This window comes from Ruegeria alba (genome assembly GCF_022321465.1).
GTDB classification, from domain to species: Bacteria; Pseudomonadota; Alphaproteobacteria; order Rhodobacterales; family Rhodobacteraceae; genus Ruegeria_B; species Ruegeria_B alba.
Genome location: NZ_JAKOEM010000014.1, coordinates 83,574 through 106,138 on the forward strand (window position 1 = coordinate 83,574; position 22,565 = coordinate 106,138).

The following is a 22,565-nucleotide window of genomic DNA, read 5'->3' on the forward strand; positions in this document are numbered from 1 at the left end:
TGATGAAAAACGAATGGCCCCTGTGGGAAATCTTTATCCGCGGCCAGCACGGCATGAGCCACCGCCATGTGGGCAGCCTGCACGCCCCCGACGCGGCAATGGCGATCAAGAACGCCCGCGACGTCTATACCCGCCGCAACGAAGGCGTCAGCATCTGGGTGGTCGAGGCACAGCATGTCGCCGCCAGTTCGCCCAGCGACAAGGGCCCGCTCTACGAGCCCAGCGAAAGCAAGGTCTATCGTCACCCGACCTTCTTCGACATTCCCGAAGAAGTGGGGGCCATGTAATGACCCGCGACGACGCATTCCTGCAATTCCTGCTCAGGATGGGGGACAATACACTGGTCCTTGGCCACCGGGTCAGCGAATGGTGCGGTCACGCACCGGTGCTGGAAGAGGATATCGCGCTGGCCAATACCGCGCTGGACCTGATCGGCCAGACGCAGATGTGGCTGGCCCTCGCCGGCGAGGTACAGGGCGACGGCAAGAGCGCCGATGACCTGGCCTTTCTGCGCGACGCCTGGGATTTCCGCAACGCGCTGCTGGTCGAGGTGCCCAACGGCGATTTCGGCCGCACCCTGATGCGCCAGTTCCTGTTCGACAGCTGGCACAAGCTGATGCTTGAGCGGCTCAAGGGGTCCTCGGACGAGCGTGTCGCCGCCATCGCCGAAAAGGCGGTGAAAGAGGTCACCTATCACGTGGAACGCTCGCGCGACACGGTGATCGGCCTGGGCGACGGCACCGAGGAAAGCCATGCGCGCATGCAAGAGGCGCTGGACTACCTGTGGCCCTATGTGGGCGAGCTGTTCACCGGCGACGCGGTGGATGCAGAGATGGTCGCGGCAGGCATTGCCCCGGATCCGGCCAGCCTGCGCGCCGATTACGACGCGATCCTGGCCGAGGTCATGGCCGAGGCGACGCTGAGCATTCCGAAATCGGGTTTCGCCCACAAGGGCGGCCGCGACGGGCGCATGCATACCGAGCATCTGGGCCATCTCCTGACCAGCATGCAATGGCTGCAACGCGCCTATCCCGGCGCACGCTGGTAAGCCCATGGACCAGCCGTCGGAACAGCAGGTCTGGGATTGGCTCGACACCGTTCCAGACCCCGAGATCCCCGTGATCTCGGTTGTCGATCTGGGCATCGTGCGCGATGTCGCCTGGGAGGGGGAGACTCTGACCGTGACCGTCACCCCCACTTATTCGGGCTGCCCCGCAACCGCGATCATCTCGATGGATATCGAATCCGCGCTGCGCAACCGGGGGGTCAGGGATATCCGGGTCAAGACCCAGATATCGCCCGCCTGGACCACCGACTGGCTTAGCGACAAGGGCAAGGTGAAGCTGGAGGAATACGGCATCGCCCCGCCCCGCCCTGCCGGTGGCCCCGAACGCTGTCCGCGCTGCGGCAGCAAGGCGGTCGAAAAGGTGAGCCAGTTCGGCTCGACCCCGTGCAAGGCCCATTGGCGCTGTACCGACTGCCTGGAACCCTTCGACTATTTCAAATGTATCTGAGGAGGACCGGATGGCACGCTTTCACGATCTGGAAGTCACCGACATCCACAAGACGATCCGCGACGCTGTCGTGGTCACGCTGAAACCCGTCAACGGCGCGGCCAGCGAGTTTGATTTCACCCAAGGCCAATACCTGACCTTTCGCCGCGAATTCGAGGGCGAAGAGCTGCGCCGGTCCTACTCGATCTGTTCGGGCAAGGATGACGGCGTGCTCCAGATCGGGATCAAGCGCGTCGATGGCGGCGCCTTCTCGACTTGGGCCAACGAAGAGTTGAAGGTGGGCGACACAGTTCAGGCGATGCCGCCGATGGGGGGCTTTCACACCCCGCTCGATCCCGGCGCCGAGAAACAGTATCTGGGCTTTGCCGGTGGCTCGGGCATCACCCCGGTGCTGTCGATCATCAAGACCACGCTGGCGCGCGAGCCCCGGTCGGAGTTTACCTTGGTATATGCCAACAAGGGCGTGAACACGATCATGTTCCGCGAGGAGCTGGAGGATCTGAAGAACCTCTACATGGGCCGGTTCAACGTGCTGCATATCCTGGAGACGGATGCGCAGGAGATCGAGCTGTTCACCGGTCTGGTGACCGAAGAGAAATGCACCCAGCTGTTCGAGCACTGGATCGACATCCAGCATGTCGACACCGCCTTTATCTGCGGGCCTGAGCCGATGATGCTGGGCATTGCCGCCGCGTTGCGCGCGCACGGGCTGAGCGATGCGCAGATCAAGTTTGAGCTGTTCGCCAGCGCCCAGCCCGGCCGGGCCAAGCGCAAGGCGGTCTCGGCCGAGGCGGCCAAGGGGGGCAACCAGACGCGTGCCGCCGTCACGCTGGACGGTTCGACCCAGAGTTTCGACATGCCCAAGGACCTGTCGATCCTGGATGCGGCCCTGCAAAACAGCCTGGATGCGCCTTATGCCTGCAAGGCAGGAGTTTGTTCAACATGTCGCTGTAGGGTGCTGGAAGGCGAGGTCGAAATGGTCGCCAACCACGCGCTTGAGGATTACGAGGTCGAGAAGGGCTATGTGCTCAGCTGTCAGGCCTATCCGCTGACCGACAATGTCGTTGTCGACTACGACCAGTGAGGAGAGAGACATGGCCGAAGATATGACGATCGACAGCTATCTCGCCGCTGGCGGGATGCTGACAAATCCAACCAACGTGCCCGCGCGCTATCGCGCCGAGCTGATGAAGCTGATGGCCACATTCGTGGACAGCGAACTGGCCGGTGCGGCGGGCTTTGCCGATATCATCAATCAGGGGCCGGGCATCAAGGAGCGGATCGCCGCCGCCAAGATCGTGCTGGAAAAGACCGACAATGCCGACCGCGTGCTGCGGATCATGGGAGAGTTCGGGGCCGACACCCAGCGCTATGCCAACCATCACCCCTGGACCGCGCGGCTGGAGCGGGACGCCGATATCGGCGCCGCCCGGACCGAGCAGGACATGCGCCTGGCAGTGTTCAATTATCCTATCCAGGGCTGGGCCGACGCGGTGATGATGAACCTCTTGATGGCACGCGCCGTGGTGGTGCAGCTGGCCGATTTCACCATGATCTCGTATCAGCCGCTGGCCGAGGCGTTCCGCACCATTGCCCCGATCGAGACCCGGCATGGCGAGCTGGCGCTGGAAGGCGCGGCAAAGCTGGTCGAAGACGGCGGTGCCGCGGCCCTGCAAGCCTCTGCCGATTACTGGTGGCCGCGTGTCGCCGCCAGCTTTGGCACCGGCAGCGCCGGGCGGACCGAGGCGCTGCGCGCCATGGGCCTGCGCCGCACCGGCAATGCAGAGATGCGCACCCGCTGGGAGGCCGAAGCCGCCAACCTGCTGGACAGCCTGGGCCTGAAACGCCCGTGAATTGCCGCCGGGGCGCCCCAAGCGCCCCGGTATGGCACGCGGAGACCGGCCCGGTAGGCCGGTCTTCAACCACCCGGATTGCTGCCCGCTGACACTGCGAGAATGGCACCGCAAAGCGCGCCGGATGGTTCCGCCCTTGGCTTTCCATGTTATCGCCATGGGTGCGTACGCCGATACACAACGACTGGATTGGAGAATGGCGGGGTTGAGCACACTTTGACCGATGCTGCGCTGTGCGCGAATGTCCGGTCCCGTTGGGTCAGCCATGAAAAGTGCCCAAAACGACTGTTTTTGCCGTTTCAGTTGAGCGCTCTTACTGGAGCTATGTAACGGTCCCCAAAACTGAATTTTCTGTGATTCATTTCGCGATCAACGGCGGTAGATCGAGCTTGTCGGTCTCGTCCATTGTGATGCTCTCAATGTCCATATCTGGCTCAAACGGGAGCCAATCCTTGCCAGAGGTCGCGCTGAGATGCGCAACTTGTTTTTTAAATGAGGCTTTTAGGTATTCATCGACCCACTTAAACAGTTCCCGCCAGTGTGGCGGTGCTCCGTTATACATGCTCGCACGCCAATGCAATTTCACTTCGACCTCATTTTCCCCGACAAATAGCTCTATCTCCGCCGCTGTAGTAGCGTGATCACCATGATGCGCATATCGCTCGTTTCGAAATCCGATTATCTCATCATGTGCGTCGATAAGGTGCTTCGGGATGAGTTTTTTCTTAAACACTGGAGCGCCTTTGCTCTCTGCAAAAAGGCGACCGTACGACATCACGATGGCAGTCATGAAAGCCTCTGCCTCGAAAACACCATCTTTCAATGATTGGCCCTGATCGTCGTACGTAAGCCCATCGAGGCGGTCATAGAAGTAGAGGACGTGCCTCATCGTCATAAGGTTTGTGATGGTCTTTCGGAGTCGGTTTACGTGCGCTTGGTTTGCCTTAACAAAAACTCCAGCTTCTTCTCTAGTGAACAAAAAGTGCCTCCTGCAATCTTCATAGGCGCAAAGCGCCTTTGCGTTTTCCTGCCCCGCCGATGATATTCTAAGAAAGTAAGCTTCGCGGACATATCATTGAAAGCTGAAGGCAGAAGGAGGGGTGTACAACATCAAACCACACCCGCAGCAGAGCGGACGTTCAGATGAGCAAACTGAACGGCAAATTCGTCCCGCATGGCGGACTCGGAAAACGAAAAGCGCCGTATCCCGTATCAAACCAACGCGGCACCTCTTGAGCAGCACGCCCGGGGAGACGCAAGCCCGCCTGTGTAGAGCGATACCCGGCGCCTCTTCCCCGGGATCAGAGCCCCTTGAGCCCGTGCAGCGTCAGGTCGCTGACCATGCGGGCATAGTCCTCGCGCGCGGCGGTGTCGGCGCCGGAATTCCACATGTAATACCAGTTCAGCATGCCGAATACCGACATGGTGGCGCCGCGCAGCTTGCCGGGGTTGCCAGCAAAGGTTTCGGGCGCGATGCCGTTCAGGATATCGCTGAGAAACCCGATCATGTCGCGTTGATAGCCGCGCAGCTGTTTCTGCTGCTCGGCAGGCAGGGCGGACATGCCGCTGGTCTGCACCCGGTGTTCGTCATCCACGCCCTGATAGGCCAGCAGAATTTCTCGCACCACGGTATGCAACCGCTGCGGCCCGCTCAGCCCTTCGATCTCGATGCCGCAGATGCGGTCGCGCAGGTCGTGCAGATAGGTTTCGAGGATGTCGAACAGGATCGCATCCTTGCTGTCGTAATAGTGATAGATATTGGCCTTTGAGATCCCGCATTCGCGCGCGAGCTGGGTCATCGAGGCGCGGTCGAACCCCTCGCGTGCAAAGACGCGCGCCGCAGACTTCAATATCTGGGCGCGCTTCTGATCGTGGTCCTTGGCAATCGTCCGGGCCAAACCCTACTCCTTGTCACGGTTGTCGACGACGCGCTTGGCCTTGCCCTGGCTGCGTTCGACATCTCCGGGGTTGCCTACAACAATCTCGGTCGAAACGCCAACAATGTCCTTGATCCGCTTGGTCAGCATCCGCGCGGCGGCGGTCTTGCTGAGTTCGTCGGTCTTGTTGGGCAGCGCTTCGACAAAGACGCGCATCGCGTCCATGCGCCCAGCCTTGTACAGTTCGATCTGGTAATGCGGGGCAATGCCGCCAGTGGCCATCACCTGTTCCTCGACCTGGCTGGGGAAGACGTTGACGCCACGCAGGATGATCATGTCGTCGCTGCGACCGGTGATCTTTTCCATCCGCCGCATCGAGCGCGCGGTGCCGGGCAACAGCCGGGTCAGGTCGCGGGTACGATAGCGGATCATCGGCAGGCCCTCTTTGGTCAGCGTGGTGAACACCAGTTCACCCATCTCGCCATCGGGCAGCACCTCACCGGTGGCCGGGTCGATGATCTCGGGCAGGAAGTGATCCTCCCAGATGACCGGGCCGTCCTTGGTCTCGACGCATTCATTGGCCACACCCGGCCCCATGATCTCGGACAGGCCGTAGATATCGACGGCGTGCATGTCGAACGCTTCCTCGACCTCGCGCCGCATGGCGTCGGTCCAGGGTTCGGCACCGAATACACCCACCTGGAGCGAGCTTTCACGCGGATCCATGCCGACCTTGTGATACTGCTCAAGGATGTTGAGCATATAGGACGGGGTCACCATGATGCCGGTGGGTTTGAAATCGGTGATCAGACCCACCTGCTTCTCGGTCTGGCCGCCCGACATCGGCACCACGGTGGCGCCCAGCCGCTCGATCCCGTAATGGGCGCCAAGGCCCCCGGTGAACAGGCCGTAACCATAGGCGTTGTGGATCATGTCGCCCTTGCGCAGCCCCGCCGCGCGCAAGCTGCGCGCCACCAGATCGGCCCAATTGTCGATGTCACCCTTTGTATAACCCACCACGGTCGGCTTGCCCGTGGTGCCCGACGAAGCATGCAGGCGGATGATCTGCTCGCGCGGCACGGCAAACAGGCCAAAGGGATAGTTGTCGCGCAGGTCGTTCTTGTAGGTGAACGGGAACTTGGCCAGATCGGCCAGCGTTTGCAGGTCTTCGGGGTGCACGCCCGCCTCGTCGAACCGCTGCTTGTACATCGGCACGTTGTCATAGGCATGGCGCAGCGACCATTTCAGGCGGTCCAACTGCAATGCGCGGATCTCGTCGATCGAGGCGATCTCGATCGGGTCCAGGTCTTCTTTCTTGGGGCTCAGGTCCTTCATGACGTCCTCCTCGCCTTAATCCTCGTCGAACAGGTGGCCCTTGATCGCCCGGGACATGCCCCGGAATTCGGCGATGGTGCGGCCGTCCTGATTGGTCACTTTCACGTCGTAAATCCCGCTGCGTCCGGTCAGGCTGAGCTCGGTCGCGGTGGCGGTCAGTCGGTCGCCCAATTGGCCCGGCGCGATATAGCTGATCACGTTATGCTGGGCGACGGTCGACTGGTTGCGGCTGTTGCAGGCAAAGGCAAAGGCGCTGTCGGCCAGCATGAAGGTCACGCCGCCATGGCAGATGCCATGCCCGTTGCAGTGATGCGCGGCGACGGTCAGTTCCAGCACCGCCAGCCCCTCGTCGACGCGGGCAATCTCCATCCCCGCCCATTTCGAGGCGTTGTCGTCCGACCACATGGCCGCAGCCGACCGTTCCGCCCGTTCTTTTGGTGTCATGCTCACTTACCCTGAAACCTTGGTGCGCGCTTTTCCAGAAAGGCGCTGACACCTTCGGCATAATCGGCGCTTTCACCACAGGTTTTCATGGCATCCGCCTCGAGTTCAAGATGATCTTCGAGCGTGTCGACGCAGGCCGCCTGAATGCAGCGCTTGGTCAGGCCAAAACCCAGCGTCGGGCCATTGGCGAATTGCTCGGCCATGGCGCGGGCCTCGGTCATCAGTTGATCGTCGGGCAGCGCCTTCCAGATCAGGCCCCAGTCCTCGGCCTGTTTCGCAGGCAGGGGTTGTGCGGTCAGCGCCAACCCCTTGGCGCGCGCCTCGCCCAAGAGGCGCGGCAAGTGCCATGAGCCGCCAGTATCGGGGATCAGCCCCACCTTGGCAAAGGACTGGATGAACTTGGCGCTTTCGCCCGCCAGCACGATGTCGCAGGCCAGCGCGATATTGGCGCCCGCCCCCGCGGCCACGCCGTTGACGGCGCAGATCACCGGGAAATCGAGCGAGCGGATGAGCCGCACCAAAGGCGCATAGAAGGTGCGCACGGTATAGCCCAGATCGGGTGGGCCATCCATTTTCGACGGGTCGCGGTCGCCCAGGTCCTGGCCGGCGCAGAACCCGCGCCCGGCCCCGGTGAGCAGTACCGCACGGGCGCCATTGTCACGCGCGGCCTCAAGCGCGGCACGCAGGGCCAGGTGCATCTCGTCGGTGAAGCTGTTCAGCCGATCCGGGCGGTTCAGCGTGATTTCCACCCAGTTCCCATGATCTTGCGCAAGAATCGTATCGCTCATCTCCGCCCCGCTTTGCGAATGTTTCAACAACCATCTTGCATAAACCGAACGGTTGGTCAATAAATTCTTCGCAATTGATTCTCGACCGGTGGAGGCGGAGCGATGGGCGAAAACGAGGTGGTTACGGTAAGGCGCGAGGGCGATATCGCCTGGGTCGAAATCGACAGCCCGCCGGTCAACGCGACCTCGACCCCGGTGCGTGCCGGGCTGGCCCGTGCGGTGGCCGAGGTGCAGGGCGCCCGCGTCGCGATCCTGACCTGCGCCGGCCGCACCTTTGTCGCCGGTGGCGACATGACCGAGTTCGACCGTCCCGCCGAGGAACCGCATCTGCCCGACGTTGTGCAGATGATCGAGGACAGCGAAACACCCTTTGTCGCGGCGATGCATGGCACGGTTCTTGGCGGCGGTTTCGAGATCGCACTGGCTTGCGCCTGGCGCATCGCCGCGCCGGGAACCAAATTCGGCCTGCCCGAGGTCAATGTGGGCCTGATCCCCGGTGCGGGCGGCACCCAACGCGCGCCGCGACTGATCGGCATGCAGGCAGCCATCGACATGGCCTGTTCCGGCAAGATGCTGGGCGCCGAGCAGATGCTGGCGCTGGGGGGCCTCGACCAGATTGCCGAGGGCGATTTGCGGGCCGCCGCACAGGCTTTTGTCAGTAACCTGCCGCCGCGCCCGGAAAAGACCCGGCTGCGGCAGGTGCAGGCGCTGGATAGCTCCGCGCTCGCCGATGCCACAGACGCCCTGACCAAGGCAGCCAAGGGCCGCGCTGCGCCGCTGCACAATCTCGACGCGCTGCAATGGGCCGCATTGCCCTTTGACCAGGGTCAGCCGCGCGAACGCGCCCTGCATCTGGATCTGCGCCAGTCCAACGAAAGCCGCGCCCTGCGCTATGCCTTTTTTGCCGAGCGTCTTGTCGCCCGGCCCGATGCCATCGCCGGGGTCGCCCCGCGCGAGCTGAGCCGCGTTGCCATTGTCGGCGGCGGGCTGATGGGTGCCGGGATCGCCATGGCCTGTCTTGGCGGCGGGCTGTCCGTCACCGTCATCGAACGCGACGCGGCGTCGGCACAAACGGCACATGAACGGGTTGCCGGACTGGTCGCGGCGGGCGTCAAGCGCGGCAAGATCAGCCCCAGCGCCGAGGCCGATATGCTGGCGCGGCTCAGCACCACCGACACCTATGCCGGTGCATCTGATGCTGATCTGGCCATCGAAGCGGTGTTCGAGGATCTCGACGTCAAGCGCGCGGTCTTTGCTGATCTGGCCGCCGTGATGCGGCCCGATTCCATTCTGGCGACCAATACCTCCTACCTCGATCCGCAACTGATCTTTGCCGGTATCCCGAACCCGGAGCGCTGCCTGGGCCTGCATTTCTTCAGCCCCGCGCATGTGATGAAGCTGCTCGAAATCGTCAAAACCCCCGATACCGCGCCCGAGGTGCTGGCCACCGGCTTTGCGCTCGGCAAGCGGCTGCGCAAGGTCTCGGTCCTGTCGGGCATCTGCGACGGGTTCATCGGCAACCGGATGCTGGCCGCCTATCGGCGCGAGGCGGAATACCTGCTGGCCGACGGCGCCCTGCCGCATGAGGTGGACGCCGCGATGCGGGCCGAGGGGCTGCCGATGGGTCCGTTCGAGTTGCAGGACCTGACCGGGCTGCAAATTGCCTGGGCCAACCGCAAGCGGCAGGCCGCCACCCGCGACCCCGCCGAACGCTATGAGCGCATCGCCGATACGCTCTGCGAGATGGATCGTCTGGGCCAGCGCAGCGGCAAGGGCTGGTACCGCTACTCCGAGGGATCGCGTTCCCCCGAACGCGACCCCAAGGTCGAGGCGCTGATCGTCGACTACTCGGCCAAACGGGGCATCACCCGGCGCCCGTTCAGCGCCGAAGAGATCGCCCAGCGCCTGCTTGCGGTGCTCGCCAACGAGGGCGCGCGAATCGTTTCCGAAGGCATCGCCGAGCGCGCCGAGGATGTCGATATGGTGCAACTGCACGGATACGGCTTTCCCCGGCACCGGGGCGGGCCGATGCATCTGGCCCAATCGCAAGGTTGGGAAAAAACCATTGAAATCATGACATTGGTCGTCACAGAAAGTCCCGGCTCGTGGATTCTGGCGACACGGGGAAACCCGCCAGCAGAAATCTAACCGCCGTTGATGGTTACAAAAAGGACCATTAACGCATTCTCGACTCACGTTTTCAGGGAGGAGTAAAACCCATGAAACTGACCAAACTCAGCACCCTTCTGGCCTCGGCGGCGATGGCCGTCAGCGGCACCATCGCGATGGCGGCGGACTATACGCTGACCATCTCCAGCTGGGCGCCCCCGACCCACGGCATCAACGCGATGATGTGGCCCAAATTCGTCGAAATGGTCGAAGAGGCCACCGACGGTCAGGTCACCGCCGAACTGAAACTGGGCATCGCCCCGCCCCCCGCGCAGATGGACCTGATCCAGGACGGTGCCGCCGATCTGTCGATCATCTTCCACGGCTACCAGCCGGGCCGATTTGTCACCTCCAAGCTGATCGAACTGCCGGGCTATGAGGGTTCGGCCGAGGCCGCTTCGGTCGCCTATTGGCGCGCCTATGACCAATATCTGAGCAAGGCCGACGAGCATCGTGGCGTCAAGCTGATCGCCCTGCATACACATGGCCCGGCACAGCTGCACTCGACCGCACCTGTCACCGACATGGCGCAGATCGCGGGCCTCAAGGTGCGCATCCCCGGCGGTGTCGGCGGCGATGTGGGCACCGCTCTGGGCGCCACGGGCATCCAGGTTCCGGCCCCCAAGGTCTATGAAACGCTCGCCTCCAAGGCCGCCGATGGCGTGGTGATGCCGATGGAATCGCGCAAGGGTTTCAAGCTGACCGAGGTTGCCCAGAACGTCTATGAGATGCCCGGTGGCCTCTATCGTGGGTCGTTTGCCTTCATCATGAACGAAGATACCTTTGCCGACCTGCCCGAGGACGTTCAGCAGGCGCTGGAGGAAAAGGTGTTCGGCGAGCCGCTGAGCCGTGAGATCGGCAAGATCTGGGACGAGATCGATGCCATCGGCCGGACCGAGACCGAAGCAACCGCAGGCAACGCGATCAACGCTGCCTCGGCCGCCGATCTTGAGAAATTCGCCACCATCGCCGCCGATGTGCGCGAAAAGGTGATTGCCGAGGTCGCCGCCGCCGGGGTCGACGCCCAGGCCGCTTATGACCTGATCAAATCGGAAATGGCCGCCAACTGAGCCTTTTCACCGGGGCGGCGTCTTTCGCCGCCCCAGACAGCCCGCCGGAGGAACCCATGACGTCCCTGATCCGGCTTGCCCGCCACGCCAGCTTTGCGCCTGTGCTGGTGGCCTGCCTTGCCCTCTTCATCCTGATGGTGATGACCTTCTGCGACGTGATCCTCAGATCCGTCCTGAACGCGCCCATCGAGGCCGCGACCGAACTGACCCGCATCCTGATGGCGGTGCTGGTGTTCTCGGTCCTGCCCATCATCTCGGTCACCAACGGCCAGATCGCCGTCGACCTGACCGATGGCCTGTTTCATCGCCTGCGGCTGGACCGGATCCGTGACGGGGTGATCCATCTGGTCAGCGGCATCATGCTGTACTGGCCGATGAGCCGAGTCTGGATCCTGGCCGAGCGCTCGCGCGACTATGGCGACGTGACCGAGTATCTGGCGATCCCGACCTATATCGTGGGCTGGTTCATCGCCATTTCGGTGGGCATCAGCGCGGTGGCGCTGATCGTAACCGGCCTCTTGCATCTCTTTGCTCCCCGCCTGCTTTCGGAGGCCCTGAAATGACTGCCGCACTGATCGGTTTCGCACTTGTCCTGGTGCTCGTGCTGCTGCGCCTGCCCATCGTCTTTGCCATGGGTCTGGTCGGCACGCTGGGCTTTGCCTATGAGCGCGGCGGCTCGATCCTGGATGAACGCGGGCTCAAGGCCGCGATGTCCATGGTGGGGCGTCAGGTGATGGATACCGCGCAGGATTATGGCCTGAGCGTGGTGCCGCTGTTCATCCTTATGGGGCTTTTCGTCAACAAGGGCGGCATGGCGCGCGAGCTTTATGCAGTGTCGAACGCCTTTCTTGGTCATTTCCGGGGTGGCATCGCCATGGCAACGGTTGCCGCCTGTGGTGGCTTCTCGGCCATCTGCGGCTCTTCGCTGGCCACAGCCGCGACCATGTCCAAGGTCGCGATGCCGGAAATGCGCCGATACGGCTATACTGACGAGCTGTCGACCGCCTCCATCGCGGCGGGCGGCACGCTGGGCATTCTGATCCCGCCTTCGGTCATTCTGGTGATCTATGGCCTCTTGACCGAAACCTCGATCGGCAAGCTGTTCATGGCGGGGATCATTCCGGGTGTCCTGGGCATCCTGTTCTACCTCTTCGCCGTGCGCTGGACCGTGTGGCGCAATCCCGCGGCGGGTCCGGCCGGCGAGCGCGCCGGATGGGGCGAGCGGTTCCGCGCGCTGGGGTCGGTCTGGGCGGTGCTCTTGCTGTTCTTCCTGGTGATCGGCGGGCTGTATGGTGCTTTCGACTTTCACCCGCTGAACCTGACCTTCTCGCCGACCGAGGCGGCGGGCATGGGTGCAGCAGGCGCCTTTCTGATCGCGCTTTTCCGGGGCGGATTGACGGTTGGCTCCACCTTCGAGGTGCTGAAAGAGACCAGCTTTACCGCCGCGTCCCTGTTTTCGGTGCTGATCGGGGCGCAGGTGTTTTCCAACTTCATCAACCTCGCCGGCCTGCCCGAGGCGCTGATCGCCATGGTCACCGCCTATGATGTGGCGCCCTTTGTGGTGATCCTGATGATCCTCGGCATCTACATCATTCTGGGCTGCGTGTTCGAATCGCTGTCGATGCTGTTGCTCACCGTGCCGATCTTTTTTCCGCTGGTCACCTCGCTGGGATATGACCCGATCTGGTTCGGCATTGTTGTGGTGGTGGTGACCGAGATCAGCCTGATCACGCCACCGGTGGGCCTCAATGTGTTCATCCTCAAGGGCGTGGTGGGCGATGTGTCGACCGGCACGATCTTTCGCGGGGTGACCCCGTTCTGGATCGCCGACATCTTCCGGCTGGCGCTGATCGTGCTGGTGCCGGTGGTGGTGCTCTACCTGCCCCAGCAGATGGGCGCGATGGGCCACTGACCCCTGATCCGCCGGGCCGCAAGGTCCGGCGGTTTTCGTTTACGCGCGCCACTATGTTGGAATTTTATTGACCGACCGTTCGGTCGCGAATACCATCCCTCACAATTCGCGCCCGGAACCGGCTAGACTGGCGGGCGACAGGAACAGGAGACTGCCATGGCCCTTCAACAGATTTCCAGCTTTGCCGCCGGTCAGTGGGTTGCGCCCGGCGCCGGCGCCCGCACCATCGCCTCGGCCATCACCGGCGCGCCGATCGCCAGCGCGGGCAATGACGCGCTCGATGTTCTGGCGATGCTCGATCATGCCCGCAACACCGGCGGCCCCGCCCTGCGCAAGCTGGGGTTCCATGACCGCGCCCGCATGATCAAGGCGCTGGGTCAGGCGCTGAACGCCCGCAAGGCAGAGCTTTACGCCGCTAGCTTCGACACAGGCGCCACCCAATCCGACCACCTGATCGACATCGACGGCGGCATCGGCACCATGTTCGTCTTCGCCTCCAAGGGGCGGCGCGAGATGCCGGACGGCCAGATCTATCTGGACGGCGAGGTGGAACAGCTGAGCCGCAACGGCACCTTCCTGGGCCAGCACGTCTGCACCCCGCTGAAAGGGGTCGCGGTGCATATCAACGCCTTCAACTTCCCTGTCTGGGGCATGCTGGAGAAGCTGGCCCCCACTCTGCTGGCCGGTGTCCCCTCGATCGTGAAGCCCGCGACCAACAGCTGCTATGTCACCGAACTGGCCGTGCGCATCATGCTGGAGGCCGACATTCTGCCCGCGGGCGCCCTGCAACTGGTGTCGGGCGGCCTTGGCGACATGCTGGATCATCTGGACTGCCAGGATGTGGTCAGTTTCACCGGCTCCGCCGATACCGCGCTGAAACTGCGCTCGAACCCGGTGATCCTGCAAAACGCGGTGCGTTTCGTGGCCGAACAGGACAGTCTGAACGCCTCGATCCTTGGCCCCGATGCGGAACCCGGCACGCCCGAATTCGACCTCTTCATCAAGGAGGTCGCGCGCGAGATGACCACCAAGGCGGGGCAGAAATGCACCGCGATCCGCCGCATCATCGCGCCGCAGCCGCGTGTCGAGGCGGTGATCGAGGCGCTGAGCGCGCGCCTGTCCAAGACCGTGATCGGCGACCCGCGTGACGAGGCGACCCGCATGGGCGCGCTGGTATCAAACGGACAAAAGGCCGATGTGCTGGCCAAGGCCGCGATCATCGGGCAAGAGGCCGAACAGGTGTTCTCCATGGATCCCGGCCTGTCCGGCGACCTGGCCAACGGCGCATTCGTGCCGCCGATGCTGTTCCACTGCGCCGATCCCGACCGCGCCCAGCGCGTGCACGATACCGAAGCCTTTGGCCCGGTCTCGACCGTCATGGGTTATCGCGACATGGATCATGCGGTCGCGCTGGCCAATCGCGGCGGCGGATCGCTGGTGACCTCGCTGATCACCCATGACGCCGATGTGGCCCGCGATGTAGTGATGGGCGCGGGCGCGTTTCATGGGCGCATCTACATCAACAACCGCGACTCGATGAAGGAGTCGACCGGCCACGGCTCGCCCCTGCCGCATATGGTGCATGGCGGCCCGGGTCGCGCCGGCGGTGGCGAGGAAATGGGCGGTGTGCGGGGCGTGAAGCATTACATGCAGCGCACCGCCGTGCAGGGCTCGCCCGAGATGCTGGCCCGGATCGGCGGCAAATGGGTGCCCGGCGCGACCGAGGTTGCAGGCCCCGCGCATCCCTTTACCCGTCGCTACAACGAGTTGTCGATTGGCGAGACGCTGCATACCCAGTCGCGCACCGTCACCATGGACGATATCGAACATTTCGCCCATTTCACCGGCGACACATTCTATGCCCATATGGATGACGCCGCCGCCAAGCGGAATCCGTTCTTCCCGGGCCGGGTGGCGCATGGCTATCTGTTGCTCAGCTTTGCCGCCGGTCTGTTCGTCGAACCGAACGAAGGCCCGGTGCTGGCCAATACCGGGCTGGATGGTCTGCGCTTCATGAAACCGGTTTCGGCCGGGGACAGCATCAAGGTGCGCCTGACAGTCAAGAAAAAGACCCGCCGCACCGACGAATACGGCGAGGTCCGCTGGCATGTGACGCTGACCAACCAGGATGACGAGATGGTCGCGGAATACGAGCTGTTGACCATGAACGCCTATTGAATGCACTGGCCCCCGGTCATGGCGGCGGGGGCCAGAAAGCGATTCTCATTTATGTCCGGGCGGCTTAGACTGTCTGCATGATACGAGATACCTCTTGGTTTGACACGGCCGTCACCCGGCTGACCGACCCGCAGAACCAGCGGGTCTGGTCGATCATCGTCTCGTTGTTCGGTGATCTCGCCCGGCGCAAGGGCGACCGGATCTCGGGCAGCGCACTGACCCGCATCACCCAGCCGATGGGTATCAAGCCCGAAGCGATGCGCGTGGCCCTGCACCGGCTGCGCAAGGACGGCTGGATCGAAAGCAGCCGCGAGGGGCGCAGCTCGGTCCATTACCTGTCCGAGTTTGGCCGCACGCAATCGGACCGGGTGACACCGCGCATCTATACCCGCGCACCCGAGTTGCCCGAGACCTGGCATATCCTGATCGCCGAGGATGGCGGCAGCCTGAACACGCTCAACGACCTGTTGCTGACCGATACCTATACCGGGCTAGGCCGCACCGTGGCGCTGGGGTCGGGGCCGGTGCCGGGCGATTGCGACGATCTGGCCGGGTTCGAAGTTACCGCGCATGCCGTTCCCGGCTGGCTTCAGACCCGGCTCTTTCCCGAAGATCTGGGGGCGGCCTGTCACAGCCTGCAACAGGACTGTGCCGCGTTGCGGGCGGCGGGCATACCGGCGTTTCTGACACCGGTTCAGGTGGCGACGCTGCGGACATTGCTGGTGCATCGCTGGCGACGGGTAGCGCTGCGCCACCCGGATTTGCCCCTGGCCTTCCAGCCCAGGGGCTGGACCGGGCCTGCCTGCCGCGAACAGGTCTTTGCCCTGCTTGACACGTTGCCCCTGCCCAGACTGGCCGATCTGAATACCACGGATTGACCCCACGACAAGACTGTGTCCCTGCGACGCGGATCCGCTAGACTTGATCATGGCAAGGAGCGGAGGCCGGACAGAATGGCGACACGCGAAACGGATATGCTCATCGTGGGGGCAGGGTTTTCCGGGCTGATCATGGCGATGGAGGCCCGCAAACGCGGCCTTGCGCGGATCGACATTCTGGAAAAGGCCGATGATATCGGCGGCACCTGGCGCGAGAACACCTATCCCGGTGTTGCCTGCGACGTGCCCTCGCATCTCTATTCATTGGCCAGTCACCCGAATCCGGGCTGGTCCACGGCCTATGCGGGTGGCGGCGAAATCCAATGCTATCTGCAAAAGGTCGCCCGCGACGAGACGCTCTATGACCTCTGCCATTTCGGCCAGACCCTGCGCGCGGCCCGCTGGGACGGCGTGCGCTGGCAGGTCGAGACCGCCGAGGGGCAGCATTGGTCGGCGCGGTTCCTGGTCTCGGCCATCGGCGCGCTGCATGTGCCGAACATCCCCGACCTGCCCGGCGCCGACAGCTTTCCCGGTCCGGCTTTTCACTCGGCCCGATGGGATCATGGCGTCGATCTGGCGGACAAACGGATTGCGGTCGTGGGCACCGGCGCCTCGGCGGTGCAATTCGTGCCCGAAATCGCGCCCAAGGCCGCCCAGGTCAGCATCTTTCAGCGCACACCGCCCTATGTCCTGCCCCGACCGGACGGGCCAATCGCCCCCTGGGTACGGCGGCTCTATGCCCGCCTGCCACTGTTGCCACGTATCCGCCGCGCTCTGATCTATGCGGTGTTCGAGTTCCGCCACGCGGTGTTTCGCGGCAAGCCGAGGGCCGTCGATTTCGCCATGCGCATGTGGCAAAAGGCACTGACCGATGCCATCCCCGACCCCGAGGAACAGGCCAGGCTGACCCCGCCCTATCGCATCGGCTGCAAGCGTATCCTCAGTTCCAACGACTGGTACCCGGCCTTGGCGCGGAAGAATGTCGAGGTGATCCCCCATGGCGTGGCACGGGTCGAAGGTGACACGTTGGTTGCCACCGACGGCACCCGGGTTCAGGCCGACGTCCTGATCTGGGGCACCGGGTTCCACGTCACCGACGCTGCCGAGCGGCTGGACATCACCGGCGCCCACGGGCTGACCATCCGCACAGCCTGGGCCAAGGGCATGTCCGCGCATCTGGGCACTTCGGTTGCAGGCTTTCCCAACTTCTTCGTCCTGCTCGGGCCGCATACCGGGTTGGGCCATAACTCGGTCGTGCTGATGATCGAGGCGCAGGTCGAACATATCGGGCGGCTGCTGGACGCCATGCAGAAACAACGTCTCGCCAGGATCTCGCCGAAACCACAGGCGCAGGCCGCGTTTGAAGCCGAGATGCAGGAGCGGTTGACGGACTCGGTCTGGCAGGCCGGCGGCTGTTCCTCGTGGTATCAGGACAGCACCGGCCGCAACACCACACTCTGGCCCGGCACGGTTGGCGAATATCGCAAACGCATGGCTGGCGCCGGGATGGAACAATATCTAACCTCGCCCCCGACGCATACCTGATCCCGGAGCTGCCATGTCCACCCTGCTTCTGCTCGTCTGTCTGCCCTTTGCCTTGATTGGCGTGATGCTGGGATTGGGCTGGCTCAGAACGCGGTCGCTGGCGCGGCGCGGCGCGGCGCTGGTACCGCAGGCGGGCGAGGTGCAACCGGTGACCGGCGGCACCATCCACTATGTCGAGGCCGGCGACCCGGCCAAACAGACACTGGTGCTGATCCACGGGCTGGCCGGGCAGTTGCAGCATTTCACCTATGCGCTGGTTGACCGGCTGGCGCAGGATCATCACGTCATCGCGCTGGACCGGCCCGGCTGCGGCTATTCCACCCGAAATGGGGCCGCGCTGGCCAAGCTGCCGGAACAGGCCCGGATGATCGGAGAGTTCCTGGACGCCAAGGGGGTCAAGGATCCGGTACTGGTGGGTCATTCGCTTGGCGGCGCGATCGCGCTTGCCATGGCACTGGACCGCCCGCGAAAGGTGGCGGGGCTGGCGCTGATCTGTCCGCTCACCCATCACATGGCAGGCCCGCCCGCCGTGTTCCGCCCGCTGGAAATCCGCAATACCCGGCTGCGCCACCTGATCGGGGATACGATCGCGGTGCCGATGGCGAACTGGACCGCAGAGCAGACCCTGACCCAGGTCTTTGCCCCCGAGGATTTCCCCGAGGATTTCCTGGACCGGGCCGGTGGTGCGCTGGGGCTCAGGCCACAGGCCTTTGTCACCGCATCTGAGGACGTTGTGGGCGCAGATGCCAGCATAGCGGCACAGGCACAGCGCTATCGCGAACTCGATGTCCCCGGTGCCATCCTGTTCGGGGCCGAGGACGCGGTGCTGCTCCCCACCCAGCATGGTGTTCCGATGAAGAAATTCGGCCTGCGTTGCGAACTGTTGCCCGGGCGCGGCCATATGCTGCCGATCACCGCGCCTGACCAATGCGAAGAGTTCATTCGCGGCGTGTCGATCTCGACCCGGGTGCCTGCCACCCTGCGCGGATGAACGGGCGCGGGGTCAGCCGCGCGCCGCGATATGGGCCTCGACCCGCGCCACCTGTTCCGGGGTGAGCCGCAAACCCAGCTTGGTGCGGCGCCACAGAAAGTCCTCGGCGCTGCGCACCCATTCCCGTGACATGGCCCAATCCAGCTCGCGCGCGGTGATGGTGGCGCCGAAATCCTCGCCCAGCGCCTCGGCGCTGTCGGCCTTGCCCAGCATCTCTGCCGCCTCGGTGCCATAGGCCCGCACCAGACGTGCGGCCCAGGCCTGCGTCAGGAACGGGTATTGCCGCAGCAGGTCCCCGGTCAGCGTCGCCACCCCGTCGACCGGAAAGTCGCCACCCGGCAGGGCAACACCCGCCGTCCATTTTCCGGAGAGGCCCGGAAAGAAAGGCGCGATCTTGTCCAAAGCCGATTCCGCCAGCCGCCGATAGGTGGTGATCTTGCCACCAAAGACGTTCAGCACCGGCGCCCCGCCCGCCTGATCGACCTTGAGCACATAGTCGCGCGTCGCCGCGGTGGCCGAACTGGCCCCGTCATCATAAAGTGGGCGTACCCCGGAATAGGTCCAGACCACATCCTCGGGCGTCAGCTGTTGCTTGAAATAGTCCGAGGCGAAGCGCAGCAGATAATCCCGCTCACCCTTGGTGCAGGTGGGGCTTGTGCCCGGCTCGTCATGCTCCTGATCGGTGGTACCGATCAGGGTGAACTCTCCCTCATAGGGGATCGCGAATATGATCCGCCCATCAGTGCCCTGAAAGAAATAGCAGCGGTCATGATCGAACAGCCGCCGGGTCACGATATGGCTGCCCCGCACCAGCCTCACCCGCTCTGAAGAGTTGAGCCGCAGCGCGCCGTGGATCAGCTCTCCCACCCAGGGACCGCCGGCGTTCACCAACACCCGGGCGCAGAGCTCGCGGGTCTCTCCCGTCACCGTATCCTCGAGCGTGACAGTCCAGTGATCGGCACCGCGCGCGGCTGAAACCACCCGTGTCCGCGTCATGATCCGCGCCCCGCGCGCCGCCGCGTCGCGTGCGTTCAGCACGACAAGGCGAGCATCCTCGACCCAGCAGTCGGAGTACTCGTAGGCCTTGCGAAAACGCTCTTGCAAGGGCGCCCCCGCCGGGTCGCTGCTCAGGTCCAGCGTCCGGGTGCCGGGCAGGATCTTGCGCCCGCCCAGGTGGTCATACATGAACAGGCCCAACCGGATCAGCCAGGCCGGGCGGCGTCCCTTCATCCAGGGCATGACCGTCGATAACAGCCGCGAGGTGGGCGTGTCATTCTCGAACCGCATGTCGGGGTGATAGGGCAGCACGAAACGCATCGGCCAGCTGATATGCGGCATCGCACGCAGCAGCGTCTCGCGCTCGATCAGCGCCTCGCGCACCAGCCGGAACTCGAAATACTCCAGATAGCGCAGCCCGCCATGAAACAACTTGGTCGAGGCCGATGAGGTGGCCCAGGCCAGATCCTTCATCTCGGCCAGGGCCACCGACAACCCCCGCCCCGCCGCATCGCGCGCGATGCCGCAGCCGTTGATCCCGCCACCAATGACGAAAAGGTCATAGACCCGGTTGTCGGTCTCAGTCATCGGTATACTCCGCAATCAGAATTTCGGTCTCTGCCGCTTCGGCACGCCGCAGGAACTCGGCCGGTGGTGCCCGGTCGGTCACCACGTAATCAAGCTCGGCCAGATCGCAGATCCGCACCGGGGCGGCGATGTCGAACTTGGACCCGTCACAGACCAGAATGCGGCTGCGCGCATTGCGCAGGATGGCGCGCGCCACCGAGACCTCGCGCGCGTCGAAATCCAGGATCGCGCCGTCGGCATCCATCGCCGAGGCGCCGATGACCGCAAAATCCACCTTGTAGCGCGAGATGAACTCGACCGCATCCTCGCCCACGATGGCGCCATCGCTTTGCCGGACGGCACCGCCGACCAGCACCAGTTCCTTGGACGGCGTGCCGATCAACAGGTTGATGATGTTGATATTGTTGGACAGAACCGTCAGCCCGCGATGCCCGGCCAATGCGCGGGCGACCTGTTCCGTCGAGGTCCCGATATTCAGGGTGACCGAGCTGTCATCGGGGATCAGCGTTGCCGCCAGCGCCCCCATCGCCGCCTTTTGCCCACGGTGCAGCTGCCGGCGCGCACCATATTCACGGTTCGACACCGTCTCGACCCGCACCGCGCCGCCATGGGTTCGCTTGAGCAGTCCGCGGTCGTGCAGATCGCGCAGATCGGCCCGCACCGTCTGACTGCTGACCCCGAAATCCTGGGTGAGTTCGTCGACCCCAACCCGCTCCTGCTGGCGCAGCTTCTGCAATATCTCGTGCTGTCGTGCTTCCGCGTCCATCACTCGCGCCTCCTGTATCCGTGGTTATAGACCCGGTTCAGAAAACTGTCACTCACTTTGCTTTCATATTTCTTCGGTTTATCGATTTATGAAACCACTCATGCGCAATTTCGCAAGACTCCAATTCTCTCGACGGAAGGTTGCCACCGACGCCGGAACAGACGTTCCAGCGTAACAGCATACCTCTTCAGACCGCGTGCACGGGCCGAGCAGAGAAATCAGCGTGACACCGGGTCCGCTGCGTCGCCGAATACTGATCAAGTCGGAAAATGGCAGGGGCAGCAGGGTTCGAACCCGCGACCTACGGTTTTGGAGACCGTCGCTCTACCAACTGAGCTATACCCCTATCGTGGCGATGGAGATATGCCACCGATGCGGCGGACTCAAGCCCCTTTTCGCCAAGCAGGCGCAAAAAGAGAGCAGGGAAAGGCGTTGCACCGCGCCTCTCGTCGGGTATGACAGAAGCGGTCCAAACCGAAGGAGGCGCCATGAGCCTGCGCAAGAAGATCGCCGACAGCGAAGCAGTGCTGAATTGGGTCGCCCGACGGATCGCATCCTATATCCGCCTGATACATCGCAACACCAAATGGCAGCGGATCGGCTATGAGGAACTGGATCAATTGGCGGCTGCGGGGGAACCGGTGATCGTGGTGCTATGGCACCAGCGACTGGCGCAATCGCCCTATTTCTTTCCGCTCGACAAGGGGCGGATCTGTTCGATTACTTCTGCCGCGCGTGCAGGCAGCATGGTGGGCCGGGTGCAGAAGCTCTTCGGCATGGATACCATCGCCATGTCCAGCCACAAACGCCATGTGGCCCTCTCGCGCGAGGTGCTGGGCAAGATGAAGGACGGAATTTCCATCGGGATTGCAGCGGACGGCCCGCGCGGGCCGGAACGGGTTTCGTCCACTGTCCCGCTGATCTGGGCGCGCAGTTCAGGAAAGCGGGTGTTCGGTATTACCTATTCTGTCCGGCATGGACGCGAGATGGGGAGTTGGGACCGGCTGCTGCTACCGCGCCCCTGGCGCAACGAAGGTGTGTTCTTGTGTCGGGAATGGCACGATCCGGTGCCGCGCAAGGCATCGGAAGAAGAGATCGAGACACTGCGCCAGAGCCTTGAACGTCATATGAACGACATAACGGAAGAAGCGGACCTTATGGTCGGGCGGAGTCCGTGGTCTCCGTCGACCTGACCCAAGCATAGTGTGACCCTGGAACTGCCTGGTTCGGCCCGTGTTTCCGACGGCCAGAACGATCCGGCCGAAGGAGCAACGGATCAGTGCAGCTTGTTCACACGATTCTGCATCATCGCGCAAAGGGCGATCGACCGGTAAACGGCTTCAATAATCCTGGCGGGATTGGTTTTGCTGAGGAACGGCATTTGTCTCACTCCCTGTCTTGACTGACACAGACAGATTGACCCAGCGTAATGATTCTGTCTGTGACCCAGTTCACCGCGATCGAAAACGGCGCACTGCGTGGCGGCCTGCGAGATTATTCGTCGAATAATCTCGGTTATCGGATCGTTTGAGGACATGAAAAAGGCCGCTCCGGGGGAGCGGCCTTTTCTGTTTGTCGCCCTTTTTGCACTTGGCAGATTTTCCGGGGGAAAATCTCCTGGAGCAACCAGGCGTGTCTCGGGATCACCGATTACTCGATGA

The 22,565-nt window shown here is 63.4% G+C and carries 22 protein-coding genes and 1 tRNA gene; 14 read left to right on the top strand and 9 right to left on the bottom strand.

The window, feature by feature from the left end; genetic code table 11:
- Positions 1-2 precede the first annotated feature (2 nt).
- Genes paaB through MB818_RS15155 form a run of 5 tightly spaced genes read left to right on the top strand, consistent with a single transcriptional unit; the run spans position 3 to position 3,367 of the window.
- A complete protein-coding gene (paaB, locus tag MB818_RS15135) occupies positions 3-287 on the top strand; it encodes a 1,2-phenylacetyl-CoA epoxidase subunit PaaB (RefSeq protein WP_011046505.1) in 285 nt (94 codons plus the stop codon).
- Complete coding sequence (gene paaC / locus MB818_RS15140) at positions 287-1,048, top strand: 1,2-phenylacetyl-CoA epoxidase subunit PaaC (protein WP_234140094.1); 762 nt, start codon at positions 287-289, stop codon at positions 1,046-1,048. Before paaB ends, paaC begins: the two co-directional genes overlap by 1 nt.
- A gap of 4 nt (positions 1,049-1,052) precedes the next feature.
- On the top strand, positions 1,053-1,514 hold the full coding sequence (paaD, locus tag MB818_RS15145; protein ID WP_238905635.1) for a 1,2-phenylacetyl-CoA epoxidase subunit PaaD: 462 nt from the start codon (positions 1,053-1,055) through the stop codon (positions 1,512-1,514).
- Between the two features lie 10 nt (positions 1,515-1,524).
- Positions 1,525-2,598 carry a 1,2-phenylacetyl-CoA epoxidase subunit PaaE gene (gene paaE / locus MB818_RS15150; protein WP_234177987.1) on the top strand — a complete coding sequence of 358 codons (1,074 nt, stop codon included), beginning with the start codon at positions 1,525-1,527 and terminating at the stop codon, positions 2,596-2,598.
- A gap of 10 nt (positions 2,599-2,608) precedes the next feature.
- Positions 2,609-3,367, top strand: coding sequence for a Phenylacetic acid catabolic protein (locus MB818_RS15155; RefSeq protein WP_234177988.1), 759 nt, complete (start codon positions 2,609-2,611; stop codon positions 3,365-3,367).
- Between the two features lie 358 nt (positions 3,368-3,725).
- On the opposite strand, the gene MB818_RS15160 is transcribed toward MB818_RS15155, so the two are convergent.
- The 5 genes from MB818_RS15160 to paaG form a co-directional block, all read right to left on the bottom strand.
- Entirely contained in the window at positions 3,726-4,157 is a 432-nt protein-coding gene (locus tag MB818_RS15160) for a hypothetical protein (protein ID WP_234177989.1), read from the bottom strand.
- 511 nt (positions 4,158-4,668) lie between these two features.
- Positions 4,669-5,265: a TetR/AcrR family transcriptional regulator gene (locus MB818_RS15165; protein ID WP_234177990.1), complete on the bottom strand. Its 597-nt coding sequence runs from the start codon at positions 5,263-5,265 to the stop codon at positions 4,669-4,671.
- Between the two features lie 3 nt (positions 5,266-5,268).
- Positions 5,269-6,579 (bottom strand): phenylacetate--CoA ligase PaaK, encoded by a 1,311-nt coding sequence (gene paaK, locus MB818_RS15170; RefSeq protein ID WP_234164034.1) that lies wholly within the window; start codon positions 6,577-6,579, stop codon positions 5,269-5,271.
- A 15-nt stretch (positions 6,580-6,594) separates the two neighbouring features.
- Positions 6,595-7,023, bottom strand: coding sequence for a hydroxyphenylacetyl-CoA thioesterase PaaI (gene paaI, locus MB818_RS15175; protein ID WP_234177991.1), 429 nt, complete (start codon positions 7,021-7,023; stop codon positions 6,595-6,597).
- A gap of 2 nt (positions 7,024-7,025) precedes the next feature.
- A complete protein-coding gene (gene paaG / locus MB818_RS15180) occupies positions 7,026-7,811 on the bottom strand; it encodes a 2-(1,2-epoxy-1,2-dihydrophenyl)acetyl-CoA isomerase PaaG (protein WP_234164040.1) in 786 nt (261 codons plus the stop codon).
- A gap of 102 nt (positions 7,812-7,913) precedes the next feature.
- On the opposite strand from paaG, the gene MB818_RS15185 reads away from it, so the two are divergent.
- The 8 genes from MB818_RS15185 (at position 7,914) to MB818_RS15220 (ending at position 18,554) form a co-directional block, all read left to right on the top strand.
- Entirely contained in the window at positions 7,914-9,959 is a 2,046-nt protein-coding gene (locus tag MB818_RS15185) for an FAD-dependent oxidoreductase (RefSeq protein WP_238905636.1), read from the top strand.
- A gap of 71 nt (positions 9,960-10,030) precedes the next feature.
- Complete coding sequence (locus tag MB818_RS15190; RefSeq protein ID WP_234140104.1) at positions 10,031-11,050, top strand: TRAP transporter substrate-binding protein; 1,020 nt, start codon at positions 10,031-10,033, stop codon at positions 11,048-11,050.
- 56 nt (positions 11,051-11,106) lie between these two features.
- Positions 11,107-11,613, top strand: coding sequence for a TRAP transporter small permease (locus MB818_RS15195; RefSeq protein ID WP_234140105.1), 507 nt, complete (start codon positions 11,107-11,109; stop codon positions 11,611-11,613).
- Complete coding sequence (locus MB818_RS15200; protein WP_234140106.1) at positions 11,610-12,962, top strand: TRAP transporter large permease; 1,353 nt, start codon at positions 11,610-11,612, stop codon at positions 12,960-12,962. Before MB818_RS15195 ends, MB818_RS15200 begins: the two co-directional genes overlap by 4 nt.
- Before the next feature lie 156 nt (positions 12,963-13,118).
- On the top strand, positions 13,119-15,140 hold the full coding sequence (gene paaZ, locus MB818_RS15205; protein ID WP_238905638.1) for a phenylacetic acid degradation bifunctional protein PaaZ: 2,022 nt from the start codon (positions 13,119-13,121) through the stop codon (positions 15,138-15,140).
- Positions 15,141-15,217: 77 nt separating this feature from the next.
- Positions 15,218-16,018, top strand: a complete 801-nt coding sequence (locus MB818_RS15210) for a PaaX family transcriptional regulator C-terminal domain-containing protein (protein WP_238905640.1) — start codon at positions 15,218-15,220, stop codon at positions 16,016-16,018.
- Positions 16,019-16,093: 75 nt separating this feature from the next.
- The gene (locus tag MB818_RS15215; protein ID WP_238905642.1) at positions 16,094-17,563 is read left to right on the top strand and encodes a flavin-containing monooxygenase; all 1,470 of its coding nucleotides are present in this window, start codon (positions 16,094-16,096) and stop codon (positions 17,561-17,563) included.
- A gap of 13 nt (positions 17,564-17,576) precedes the next feature.
- Entirely contained in the window at positions 17,577-18,554 is a 978-nt protein-coding gene (locus MB818_RS15220; protein ID WP_234164053.1) for an alpha/beta hydrolase, read from the top strand.
- Positions 18,555-18,566: 12 nt separating this feature from the next.
- Here MB818_RS15220 and glpD read toward each other — a convergent pair whose 3' ends face one another.
- The 3 genes from glpD to MB818_RS15235 all read right to left on the bottom strand — a co-directional run bounded on the left by glpD (position 18,567) and on the right by MB818_RS15235 (position 21,250).
- On the bottom strand, positions 18,567-20,138 hold the full coding sequence (gene glpD, locus MB818_RS15225) for a glycerol-3-phosphate dehydrogenase (protein WP_234140111.1): 1,572 nt from the start codon (positions 20,136-20,138) through the stop codon (positions 18,567-18,569).
- Positions 20,131-20,904 (bottom strand): DeoR/GlpR family DNA-binding transcription regulator, encoded by a 774-nt coding sequence (locus tag MB818_RS15230; RefSeq protein ID WP_234140112.1) that lies wholly within the window; start codon positions 20,902-20,904, stop codon positions 20,131-20,133. The genes glpD and MB818_RS15230 overlap by 8 nt, the downstream gene beginning before the upstream one ends.
- 270 nt (positions 20,905-21,174) lie before the next feature.
- Positions 21,175-21,250: transfer RNA gene (locus MB818_RS15235), tRNA-Trp, on the bottom strand.
- 142 nt (positions 21,251-21,392) lie between these two features.
- Between MB818_RS15235 and MB818_RS15240 the strand changes: the two genes are divergently transcribed.
- Entirely contained in the window at positions 21,393-22,097 is a 705-nt protein-coding gene (locus MB818_RS15240) for a lysophospholipid acyltransferase family protein (RefSeq protein WP_234143029.1), read from the top strand.
- Positions 22,098-22,180: 83 nt separating this feature from the next.
- On the opposite strand, the gene MB818_RS15245 is transcribed toward MB818_RS15240, so the two are convergent.
- Positions 22,181-22,565, bottom strand: a 385-nt coding sequence (locus tag MB818_RS15245; protein ID WP_238905645.1) for a hypothetical protein, incomplete at its 5' end; no start/stop codon positions are given.